Annotated in this window: 10 protein-coding genes; 8 read left to right on the top strand and 2 right to left on the bottom strand. The window is 64.9% G+C overall.

From position 1 onward, the window contains the following. Window positions 1-114: 114 nt before the first annotated feature. Window positions 115-711, bottom strand: a complete 597-nt coding sequence (locus ACVOLQ_RS00955) for a lipocalin family protein (protein ID WP_313173293.1) — start codon at window positions 709-711, stop codon at window positions 115-117. 136 nt (window positions 712-847) lie between these two features. Here ACVOLQ_RS00955 and ACVOLQ_RS00950 point away from each other — a divergent pair, with 136 nt between their 5' ends. Together ACVOLQ_RS00950 and ACVOLQ_RS00945 are read left to right on the top strand one after the other, a co-directional pair. Then, entirely contained in the window at window positions 848-1,165 is a 318-nt protein-coding gene (locus ACVOLQ_RS00950) for a hypothetical protein (protein WP_313495411.1), read from the top strand. Window positions 1,166-1,233: 68 nt separating this feature from the next. After that, window positions 1,234-3,333 (top strand): prolyl oligopeptidase family serine peptidase, encoded by a 2,100-nt coding sequence (locus tag ACVOLQ_RS00945; protein WP_481526751.1) that lies wholly within the window; start codon window positions 1,234-1,236, stop codon window positions 3,331-3,333. Window positions 3,334-3,737: 404 nt separating this feature from the next. On the opposite strand, the gene ACVOLQ_RS00940 is transcribed toward ACVOLQ_RS00945, so the two are convergent. Continuing rightward, window positions 3,738-4,940 (bottom strand): pyridoxal phosphate-dependent aminotransferase, encoded by a 1,203-nt coding sequence (locus tag ACVOLQ_RS00940; RefSeq protein ID WP_481526750.1) that lies wholly within the window; start codon window positions 4,938-4,940, stop codon window positions 3,738-3,740. A 103-nt stretch (window positions 4,941-5,043) separates the two neighbouring features. Here ACVOLQ_RS00940 and ACVOLQ_RS00935 point away from each other — a divergent pair, with 103 nt between their 5' ends. Genes ACVOLQ_RS00935 through xerC form a run of 6 tightly spaced genes read left to right on the top strand, consistent with a single transcriptional unit; the run spans window position 5,044 to window position 10,304 of the window. After that, window positions 5,044-7,152 (top strand): S9 family peptidase, encoded by a 2,109-nt coding sequence (locus ACVOLQ_RS00935; protein WP_481526749.1) that lies wholly within the window; start codon window positions 5,044-5,046, stop codon window positions 7,150-7,152. Window positions 7,153-7,170: 18 nt separating this feature from the next. Then, window positions 7,171-7,593, top strand: a complete 423-nt coding sequence (locus ACVOLQ_RS00930; protein ID WP_282269558.1) for a YbaN family protein — start codon at window positions 7,171-7,173, stop codon at window positions 7,591-7,593. A 52-nt stretch (window positions 7,594-7,645) separates the two neighbouring features. After that, the gene (gene lptM / locus ACVOLQ_RS00925; RefSeq protein WP_313495419.1) at window positions 7,646-7,891 is read left to right on the top strand and encodes an LPS translocon maturation chaperone LptM; all 246 of its coding nucleotides are present in this window, start codon (window positions 7,646-7,648) and stop codon (window positions 7,889-7,891) included. Further along, window positions 7,884-8,735, top strand: coding sequence for a diaminopimelate epimerase (dapF, locus tag ACVOLQ_RS00920; protein WP_313173286.1), 852 nt, complete (start codon window positions 7,884-7,886; stop codon window positions 8,733-8,735). The genes lptM and dapF overlap by 8 nt, the downstream gene beginning before the upstream one ends. Then, window positions 8,732-9,409: a DUF484 family protein gene (locus ACVOLQ_RS00915; RefSeq protein WP_481526748.1), complete on the top strand. Its 678-nt coding sequence runs from the start codon at window positions 8,732-8,734 to the stop codon at window positions 9,407-9,409. The genes dapF and ACVOLQ_RS00915 overlap by 4 nt, the downstream gene beginning before the upstream one ends. Before the next feature lie 16 nt (window positions 9,410-9,425). Further along, complete coding sequence (xerC, locus tag ACVOLQ_RS00910; RefSeq protein ID WP_481526747.1) at window positions 9,426-10,304, top strand: tyrosine recombinase XerC; 879 nt, start codon at window positions 9,426-9,428, stop codon at window positions 10,302-10,304. Window positions 10,305-10,365: the final 61 nt, after the last annotated feature.

Raw genomic sequence — 10,365 nt, 5'->3', positions numbered from 1 at the left:
GTGGGGGGGGGGGGGGTGCGGTTGCGGGGGCATTGACGCCCCCCCCCCTGCGGGGGGGGGGCCTCCCCGCCAAACCCCCCGCCCTCCCGGGCCGGGGCACTACCATCCTGCCTGTTACTTCTTGTTCGGCACTTCAAAGCCAAGCTTGTCCACCTGTTGCGGGTGCTGCGGTACGCGCTTGAGCTTGTCGGTGTTGACGTCGTACTTGTCGCGCAGGCGGAGGGCCAACTGGCGGTAGGTGGCGTTGTCCATGTCCGGTTCGCGGGCGAAGATCCAGGCCATTTCGCGACCCGGGTAGCCAATCAGCGCCCAGGAGTAATCCGGCGCCACTTCCAGGATGCGGGTATGGGTGGGCACCACCCGGTAGAACCAGGTGCGCCAGCGGCGGTTGCCACTGTCTTCGTCAACCTTGGCGCGGATCTCGATCTCTTCTGCAGGCTCGGCAAACCCGTCACGGAACTGGTACTGGATCGAAACCTTGTTGTCGTCGCGCAAGGTATAGGTGTTGACGCTGGCCACATGGCCGCGCTCGATGAAATTGGGCACCCGGCCAATCACATACCAGCGGCCCATGAAGCGCTGCAGGTCAATCGGCCCCTCGGCAATTCCCTCCACCGTCGCCGTCGGGGCAGTCTCCTGGGCGTATGCCGGGCTCAGCGGCAGGGCCAGACTCAACAACAAAACGGACAGGAAGACGGGAATCGGTCGCATTACGGGTAGGGCACCTATGAAGGTCAGGGCTGCATGTTCGGCGGGCAGTGATGCGCCCGTCAATGGCAGGTCGCAGTCTGTGAGATGGCGGCCGCCGAGGATGCATTCCAACACAGCCATGTTGCCGGAGAACGTCATGACCAAGCCGCTCGCATCGTCATCCCGTCGTAGCACGCCTGAAGCGCCCGATCCTCGGGTGTTGCGGTGCGTCAGACAGGCGGCCCTGGCGGGGCTGGCGCTGGTCCTGGTCTGGCCGGCGGCGCGTGGTCACAGCACGTGGATCGGCTGGATGCCGTTGTGGCTGTTGGGTATGCCGCTGAGTGCCTGGTGGGCCTTGTACCGCTTTCGCCTACCCGCAGCTTGGCGGAATCGCCACGCCAAGCCGCGTAAGCGCGGGCCGCAAGCCACCCGTGGCCGTCGCCCGGCCCGGCGCCGTCTGCCGCAGGCGGCCTGACCTTCGACACGTGGGGCAGGGGCGGGGCCTGTGCTAGCGTTCGCGGCCTATGACCGCATGGAGCCAACATGTCCCGACTCACCTCCGCCTGCCTTGTGGCAGGCCTGCTTTCCACCAGCCTGGCCGGTGCCGCCGTGGCCGCTGAAGACACCCAGGACAAGTACGCCTGGCTGGAAGACGTCACCGGCGACAAACAGCTGGGCTGGGTGAAGGAGCAGAACGCCAAGTCCGAAGGCCGCCTGGCCGTGACCCCGCAGTTCAAGGCGATGGAAGCCGGCATCCGTGAGGTGCTGGATTCGGACGCCAAGATCCCGGGCGTGGAGAAAATCGGCGACTACTACTACAACTTCTGGAAGGACAAGCAGCATGAGCGCGGCGTGTGGCGCCGCACCACGCTGGTCGAATACCGCAAGGCCGAGCCGTTGTGGGAAACCGTGCTGGACCTGGACGCGCTGAACAAGGCCGAGGGTGAGAACTGGGTATGGCACGGCGCCAACTGCCTGCGCCCGGAATACAACCGCTGCCTGATCGCGCTGTCGCGCGGTGGCGCCGATGCCGATGTCACCCGCGAGTTCGATGTTTCGAAGAAGGACTGGATCAAGGACGGCTTCTTCCGTCCGGAGGCCAAGGGCGGCCTGGGCTGGATCGACCAGGACAACGTCTTCGTCTATACCGATTTCGGTGATGGCTCGATGACCACCTCCGGCTACCCGCGCGTGGTCAAGCGCTGGCAGCGCGGCACCCCGATCAGCGCCGCAACCACCGTGTACGAAGGCAAGCCGGAGGACATGTACATCTCGGCGATGCACGATGACACGCCGGGCTTCGAGCGCAACTTCGTCAGCCGCACGATTGCCTTCTACAACAATGAGCTGTTCCTGATCGGTGCCGACGGCAAGCTGACCAAGGTGGACGCGCCGAATTCGGCCGAGAAGGGCATCCGCCGCGAGTGGCTGACCCTGGAGCTGCGCGAGCCGTGGACCGTGGGTGGCAAGACTTACACCGCCGGCTCGCTGCTGGCGACGAAGTTTGATGATTTCATGGCAGGCAAGCGCGAGTTCGACGTGCTGTTCGCGCCGACCGACACCACCTCGCTGGCCGGCACCACCTGGACCAAGTCGCACGTGGTGTTGAACGTGCTGGATGACGTCAAGAACCGCCTGAAAGTGCTGACCCATGGCAAGGACGGCTGGGTGAGCAGCGATTTCACCGGCGCACCGGCATTCGGCACCATTGGTGTCGGCGCGGTGGACGCGGATGAAAGCGATGCGGTGTGGATGACCGTCACTGATTACCTGACCCCGACCACGCTGGCCCTGGCCGAAATCGGCAAGCAGCCGGAAGTGCTCAAGACCATGCCGGCGTTCTTCGATGCCAGCGACAAGGTGATCGAGCAGCACTTCGCCACCAGCAAGGACGGCACCCGCGTGCCTTACTTCGTGGTGCACGACAAGGCGATGAAGCTGGACGGCTCCAACCCGACCCTGTTGTACGGCTACGGTGGCTTTGAAATCTCGCTGACGCCGAGCTATTCCGGCGGCATGGGCCGGGCCTGGCTGGACAAGGGCGGCGTGTATGTCGTGGCCAACATCCGTGGTGGTGGCGAGTATGGCCCGCGCTGGCACCAGGCGGCGCTGAAGCAGAACCGTCACAAGGCGTATGAGGACATGGCGGCGGTGGCGCAGGATCTGGTCACCCGCAAGATCACCTCGGCCAAGCACCTGGGCGTGCAGGGCGGCAGCAACGGCGGCCTGCTGACCGGCAATATGCTGACCCAGTACCCGGAGCTGTTCGGTGCGGTGGTGGTGCAGGTTCCGCTGCTGGACATGAAGCGTTACAGCCACCTGTTGGCCGGCGCCTCGTGGATGGCCGAGTACGGCAACCCGGATACGGCCGATTGGGACTTCATCAAGACCTTCTCCCCGTACCACCTGTTCGACCCGGCCAAGAGCTACCCGCCGGTGCTGTTCACCACGTCCACCCGCGATGACCGCGTGCACCCGGGCCACGCCCGCAAGATGGCGGCCAAGATGATCGACGCTGGCAAGGACGTGACCTACTACGAGAACATCGAAGGCGGCCATGGTGGTGCGGCGAACAATGCGCAGGCCGCGCATATGTCGGCACTGGCTTACAGCTTCCTGTGGGAACAGCTGAGCAAGAAGTGATGCCTGGTTTGAAGTGATGCAAAACAAACGCCACCGAAAGGTGGCGTTTGTTTTTGCTTCGGCTTAAGCCCCTCTCCCGCCTGCGGAAGAGGGGTTGGGGTGAGGGCAGAGCGGAGTCTTGTTAGTGAATTGCGGTAGGCATTTCAAAAGCTCAAAAGCTCAAAAGCGTCCTCCCATCCGCCCTCCGGGCACCTTCCCCCGCAAGCGGGAGAAGGGAATGGCGAAAGCCCAAGCCCAAGCCCAAGCCCAAGCCAAAGCCAAAGCCAAAGCCAAAGCCAAAGCCAAAGCCAAAGCACTCCTGCTTGCTGTTTGATGCCTTGCTTCTGCTCCCTCCCTTTCGCCACGGGCGAAGGGGAGGGCTGGGGAGGGGTGCCTTTATTCTTCTAGCTTTTAGCCCTCAGCTCTCAGCCAACTTTCCGAGCCAACCAGCTCTCCAACCCACGCCCAATCCGCTCCACCGCCTCCTGCAAACGCCCAACATCCTGCGTATACGCAATCCGCACATGCTGGTTGGCGCGGTGGTTCCCAAAATCCAGGCCAGGCGTAAACGCCACATGCTCGGTCTCCAGGAAGTGTGCACAGAACGCCTGCGCATCATCGGTAAACGCGCTCACGTCGCAGTACAGGTAGAACGCACCTTGCGGCTCCACATCAATCCGGAACCCAAGCCCCCGCAACGCCGGCAACAGATAATCCCGCCGCTGCCGGAACTGCTCGCGTCGCTGCTCGAAGATCGAAATCGTCTCCGGCTCGAAACAGGCCAACGCCGCATGCTGCGCCATCGACGGCGCGCTGATGTACAGGTTCTGCGCAAGCTTCTCCAGCTCGGGCACCGCGCGCGGCGGCGCCACCAGCCAGCCCAACCGCCAGCCGGTCATGCCGAAATACTTGGAGAAGCTGTTCAGCACGAACGCCTCGTCATCTACCTCCAGCACGCTGGGCGCATCAAAGCCATAGGTCAGGCCGTGGTAGATCTCATCCACCACCAGATGCCCGCCACGCTCCTTCAGTGCGGAAGACAAGCCAGCCAATTGCCCGGCATCCAGGGTGGTGCCAGTCGGATTGGCAGGCGAAGCCACCAATGCCCCAACGCTGCCAGCATTCCAATTGGCCGCAATCGAGTCCGGGGTCAGCTGATAGCCACTTTCAGGCCCCACCGGCACCAGCTGCGCCGCACCTTCCACCAGCCGCAGGAAATGCCGGTTGCAGGGATAGCCGGGATCGGCCAGCAGCCAGTGCTTGTCCGGGTCCACCAGCAGGCTGGAGGCCAGCAGCAGCGCGCCCGAGCCGCCCGGGGTGACCAGAAACCGCTCCGGGTCGATATCCAGGCCGTAGCGCTGGCCGTAGAAGCCCGAGATGGCCTGGCGCAGGGCGGGCAGGCCGCGCGCCGCGGTGTAGCGCGTATGGCCGGCCGCCAATGCGGCTTGGCCGGCGCGGACGATGGGCTCGGCGGTGGTGAAATCGGGCTCGCCGATCTCCAGGTGGATCACGTCGTGGCCTTGCTGCTCCAGCGCGTTGGCGCGGGCCAGCAGCGACATGACGTGGAAGGGCGCGATCTCCTGACTGCGGCGGCTGTATGGGGCGTGCGGGGTGTGGGGCGTGTTCATCGCTGCATGATAGGCGCCGTTGATGGCAGCGGGGCAAGCGCCGGGCATGGCACACTGTGGCCTGCTGCACTGGATGCACCACCGCTGTTCCGGAGCGAACCCGATGAAACCTCTTCTTTGCCTGTTGGTTGCAAGCCTGATGATCAATACCGCCGCCGCGTCCCAGCCCACCCCGCCCGATGTCGAGAAGCGCCCGCATACGGTGACTGCCCCGTTTGGTGCGCAACGCGAGGATGTGTACTACTGGCTGCGCGACGACGAGCGCAAGGAGCCGGCGATGCTGGCTTACCTCAACGCCGAGAACGCCTATACCGACGCCCTGATGGCGCCGCTCAAGCCGCTGGAGGACAAGCTGTACGCCGAGATCGTCGGCCGCATCAAGCAGGACGATGCCAGCGTGCCGTACCGCGAGCGCGGCTACTGGTACTACACCCGCTACGAGACCGGCAAGGATTACCCCATCCACGCCCGCCGCAAGGGTGACATGCAGGCCCCGGAAGAGGTGCTGCTGGATCTCAATACGCTGGCCGAAGGCAAGGGCTATTACGCCGTCAGCGACATGGACATCAGCCGCGACAACACCTTGCTGGCCTATGCCGAAGATGGCGTCGGCCGCCGCCAGTACACCATCCGCTTCAAGGACCTGGGCACCGGCAAGCTGCTGGATGACGTGATCGAAGGCGTTTCGGCCAATGTGATCTGGGCCGATGACAACCGCACCCTGTTCTACGTCGAGAATGACCCCGAAACCCTGCTCACCGTGCGCGTCAAGAAGCACGTGCTCGGTACCCCGACCAGTGCCGACGTGCTGGTCTACGAGGAGAAGGACGACAGCTTCTACATGGGCATCGGCCGCACCCGCGACGACCGCTTCATCACCATCGGCGTGGACAGCACCGTGTCCTCCGAGCTGCGTTACACCTCGGCCGCCAACCCGGGCGAGTTCACCGTGCTGGCCAAGCGCGAGCGCGACGTCGAATACGACGCCGACCACTACAACGGCCAGTGGGTGATCCGTACCAATGCCGATGGCGCCACCAACTTCAAGCTGGTCACCGCGCCGGAAGGTGCCACTGACCGCAAGCAGTGGAAGGATTGGGTCAAACACGATCCGCAGGTGCTGATCGAAGGCTTCGAGCTGTTTGACGGCTACACCGCCATCGCCGAGCGCGCCGAAGCGCTGGAGCGCGTGCGCCTGCTGTTCGCCGATGGCCGCAGCGAGTTCGTCAAGGCCGATGAGCCTGCCTACTCGATGGGCCTGTCAGTCAACGCCGAGCCCGATACCGAGTGGCTGCGCTACACCTATACCTCGCTGACCACCCCGGCCACCACCTACGAACTCAACGTCAAGACCGGCGAGCGCCGTCTGCTCAAGCAGCAGCCGGTGATCGGCTATGACCCGAGCAAGTATGAAACCGAGCGCGTCTGGGTGACCGCCCGCGATGGCGCGCGCATTCCGGTGTCGCTGGTCTACAAGAAGGGCTTCAAGAAGGACGGCACCGCCGCCCTCTACCAGTACGCCTATGGCAGCTACGGCATGTCGATGGACCCGGGCTTCAACCAGAGCGTGGTCAGCCTGCTCGATCGTGGCGTGGTCTATGCCATCGCGCATATCCGCGGCGGCGAGGAAATGGGCCGCAGCTGGTACGAGAACGGCAAGCTGCTGCACAAGCAGAACACCTTCAACGATTTCGTCGACGTGACCCGCGCGCTGGTCGCACAGGGCTATGCTGCCAAGGACCGCGTCGCGGCCTCGGGCGGCAGCGCCGGTGGCCTGCTGATGGGCGCGGTGGCCAACCAGGCCCCCGGCGACTATCGGGTAATGGTGGCGCAGGTGCCGTTCGTCGACGTGGTCACCACCATGCTCGACGCCAGCATCCCGCTGACCACCAACGAGTACGACGAGTGGGGCAACCCGGAGCAGAAGAAGTACTACGACTACATGCTCAAGTACTCGCCGTACGACAACGTCACCGCGCAGGCCTATCCGTCGCTGTTCGTCGGCACCGGCCTGTGGGATTCGCAGGTGCAGTACTGGGAGCCGGCCAAGTGGGTGGCCAAGCTGCGTGACGTCAACACCGGCAGCCAGCCCATCGTGTTCCGCACCAACATGGAGGCCGGCCACGGAGGCAAGTCCGGTCGCTTCCAGCGTTACAAGGAACAGGCCGAGTCCTTCGCCTTCGTGCTGTGGCAGCTGGGCCTGGCCGATTGATGCAGCCGGGTCGTAGCGATGCCTGATACACCACCGCCACGCGATCCTCCCGATCCACGCACGCGCCCACCGCGCCTGCGCTGGGCGTGGTGGCTGCTGGCCTATGTAAGCCTGGGCGTGGGCATCGTCGGCATCTTCGTGCCGGGGCTGCCCACCACCGTCTTCGTGCTGATTTCGGCGTGGGCGGCCTCGCATGGCTCCGAGCGGCTGCACCGCTGGCTGCTGGATCACCCGCGCTTCGGCCCGGCCATCCGCGACTGGCAGGCGCACGGCGCGGTCAGCCGCAAGGGCAAGTGGATGGCCAGCCTGACCATGCTGGCCTGCGCCCTGATCACCCTGTGGTGCGTGCCGCTGGCCTGGGTGAAATGGACCTCCATCAGCATCATGGCCTGTGTCTGCCTGTGGCTGTGGCTGCGCCCCTTGCCCCCCGGCGAACGCTGAACGGAACGCGCCTGCCATTCGGACTTCATGGTCCAGTGGCTATACTCCGGGGATGAACACGACGTCCCGTTTCCTGATTCTCATCCCGGCGGCCCTCCTGCTGCTGGGTCTCAGTGCCTGCGGTAACAAAGGCCCCTTGGTGATGCCGCAGAAGCCGGTGCCGATCGAGGAACAGGAAGTCATCCCGGCCGAGCAGCCCGCTGCCGATCCGGCCACCGACAAGGTTGACCCGGCTGCCGACAAGAAGGCAGATCAGGCGCTGGACGATGCAACCGGTGGTGATGGCGTCAATGAGTAAGTCGGCAACAGGGCGCCTGCAGTTCAGCAAGATGCATGGCGCCGGCAATGATTTCGTGGTGTTGGACCTGCGTGATGGCAGTGCGCCGCCGGATGCAGCGCAGGCAGCGCTGCTGGCCGACCGTCATCGTGGCGTCGGCTGCGACCAGATCCTGACCATCGAGGCCCCGCGCAGCGAAGGCGCGGTAGCGTCCTACCGCATCTGGAACTCCGACGGCTCCACCTCCCAGCAATGCGGCAACGGCGCGCGCTGCGTGGCCGCCTGGCTGGTACGCGACGGCGCGGCGCAGGGCGACGATTTCATCATCGACAGTCCCACCCGCACCCATGCCGTGCAGCGCCTGGCCAATGGCGAATACGCCGTGGCCATGGGCAAGCCCGAATTCGAGCCGGCACAGATTCCGCTGCTCGGCTTCCCGCGTGCGCGCGAGGAGTACATGACCTCGCTGCAGGGCGAGAACGTGCGCTTTGGCGCCGTATCGATGGGCAACCCGCACGCCGTGCTGGAAGTCGGCTCGGTCGACGCCGCACCGGTCGAGCGGGTAGGGCCCTTGCTGCAGCAGAACCCCTCGTTCCCGGAATCGGTGAATGTCGGCTTCGCCCAGGTAATGGATGCCGGCCACGCCCGCCTGCGCGTCTACGAGCGCGGCGTTGGCGAGACCCTGGCCTGCGGCAGCGGAGCCTGCGCGGCGGCGGTAGTGCTGATGCAGCGCGGCCGCCTGCAGCGTGACGCCTTGATCTCCTTGCCCGGTGGCGACCTGCGTATCCAATGGCCGGCAGACGATGCCGAGATCGTGATGTCCGGCCCGGCAGCATTCGTATTCGACGGAGAGTGGATGGGATGAACGACACAGTCGAGAAAATCGGTGCCCATGAAGTCGCAGCCTGGCTGCGGCGTCATCCGACCTTCCTCAAACAGTTCCCCGATCTGGCACTGACCATGGTGGTGCCGCGCGACGACGGCCCCACCGCCTCGCTCGCCAGCTACCAGCTGGAAGTGCTGCGCGACAAGAGCCGCGAGCTGTCGCGGCGCTTGGCCGACCTCGGCGCCAACGCGCAGATCAACGAGCGCCTGGCCGTGCGTACCCACCAGCTGACCCTGGCGCTGATGCGCCAGACCAGCGCCGCCGACACCCTGCGCGCGATGGCCGCCTCGCTGGAAGAAGATTTCGCCGGCGACCTGGTGCGCATCGTCTCCTTCGACGACGTGCCGGAACTGGCCGAAGCACCGTGGCTGCAGGTCATCGCCAAGGACGACGCCAAGCTGGCGCCGTTCCACGACTGCCTGCAGGACGGCGAGCCCATCTGCGGCCGCCTGCAGCAGGAAAAGAACGTCGTGCTGTATGGCGAGCGCGTAAACGAAGTGTCGTCCACCGCATTGTTGCCGCTGCCGGGCGTCGGCCTGATCGCGGTAGGCAGCTACGACCCCAACCGCTTCTATCCCGGCATGGGCACGCTGTTCCTGCGCATGATGGGCGAATCGCTGGTGGCCGGCCTGCAGCGCTTCCGCAGCGCTTGAGTGGAGTGACGCGGCGATGAGCGCCGTCCAGGCATTCCTGTCCTATCTGCAGGTCGAGCGCCGCATGTCGGCGCACACGCTGGACGCCTACCAGCGCGACCTCGCCGCGCTCACGCAATGGTGCGAAGCGCACGACGTCGCCGATCCGCAAACCCTGCAAGGCGACCAGCTGCGCGAGTTCGTCGCCAGCGAGCACCGCCGCGGCTTATCAGCAAAGAGCCTGCAGCGCCGCCTATCGGCCTGCCGCAGCTTCTACGCTTGGCTGCTGAAGAACAACGTCATCGACAACAGCCCCGCAGCCGGACTGCGTGCGCCCAAGGCACCGCGCAAACTGCCGCAGGTGCTGGACGCCGACGAAGCCGTGCAGCTGGTCGAACTGCCCACCGACGCCCCGCTGGGCCTGCGCGACCGCGCGCTGTTGGAACTGTTCTATTCCTCGGGCCTGCGCCTGAGTGAACTCTGCGCCATGCGCTGGCGCGACCTCGATACCGCCACCGGCATCGTGCTGGTGCACGGCAAAGGCAACCGCGAACGCACCGTGCCGGTCGGCTCGCATGCAATGAACGCATTGCAGGAGTGGCGCAGGGAAAGCGGCGGCACCGGCGAGAAGCCTGTGTTCCCGGGGCGCAGCGGCGGCCCCATCAGTCAGCGCGCCGTGCAGATCCGCATCAAGCAACTGGCGCAACGCCAAGGGCTGTTCAAGAACGTGCACCCACATATGCTGCGGCACAGTTTCGCCAGCCATATTCTGGAATCCTCAGGCGATCTGCGTGGTGTGCAGGAACTGCTGGGGCATGCGGATATTGCAACCACGCAGATATATACGCATCTGGATTTCCAGCATCTGGCCAAGGTTTATGATGCTGCGCATCCTAGGGCTAAGCGGAAGAGTTGAGACCGGCGAAAGCCCCCTCGGATCATGAATAGGTGGATGATACAAACCACTTGGCTTTTTC

This window comes from Stenotrophomonas sp. STEN031 (assembly GCF_056759975.1).
Note: the sequence above shows the minus strand (reverse complement) of the source record. Positions and strands in the feature narration are given on the sequence as shown.

Coding starts and splice junctions, on each gene's coding strand:
- ACVOLQ_RS00955 (WP_313173293.1), bottom strand. CDS start 711: ATGCGACCGATTCCCGTCTTCCTGTCCGTTTTGTTGTTGAGTCTGGCC.
- ACVOLQ_RS00950 (WP_313495411.1), top strand. CDS start 848: ATGACCAAGCCGCTCGCATCGTCATCCCGTCGTAGCACGCCTGAAGCG.
- ACVOLQ_RS00945 (WP_481526751.1), top strand. CDS start 1,234: ATGTCCCGACTCACCTCCGCCTGCCTTGTGGCAGGCCTGCTTTCCACC.
- ACVOLQ_RS00940 (WP_481526750.1), bottom strand. CDS start 4,940: ATGAACACGCCCCACACCCCGCACGCCCCATACAGCCGCCGCAGTCAG.
- ACVOLQ_RS00935 (WP_481526749.1), top strand. CDS start 5,044: ATGAAACCTCTTCTTTGCCTGTTGGTTGCAAGCCTGATGATCAATACC.
- ACVOLQ_RS00930 (WP_282269558.1), top strand. CDS start 7,171: ATGCCTGATACACCACCGCCACGCGATCCTCCCGATCCACGCACGCGC.
- lptM (WP_313495419.1), top strand. CDS start 7,646: ATGAACACGACGTCCCGTTTCCTGATTCTCATCCCGGCGGCCCTCCTG.
- dapF (WP_313173286.1), top strand. CDS start 7,884: ATGAGTAAGTCGGCAACAGGGCGCCTGCAGTTCAGCAAGATGCATGGC.
- ACVOLQ_RS00915 (WP_481526748.1), top strand. CDS start 8,732: ATGAACGACACAGTCGAGAAAATCGGTGCCCATGAAGTCGCAGCCTGG.
- xerC (WP_481526747.1), top strand. CDS start 9,426: ATGAGCGCCGTCCAGGCATTCCTGTCCTATCTGCAGGTCGAGCGCCGC.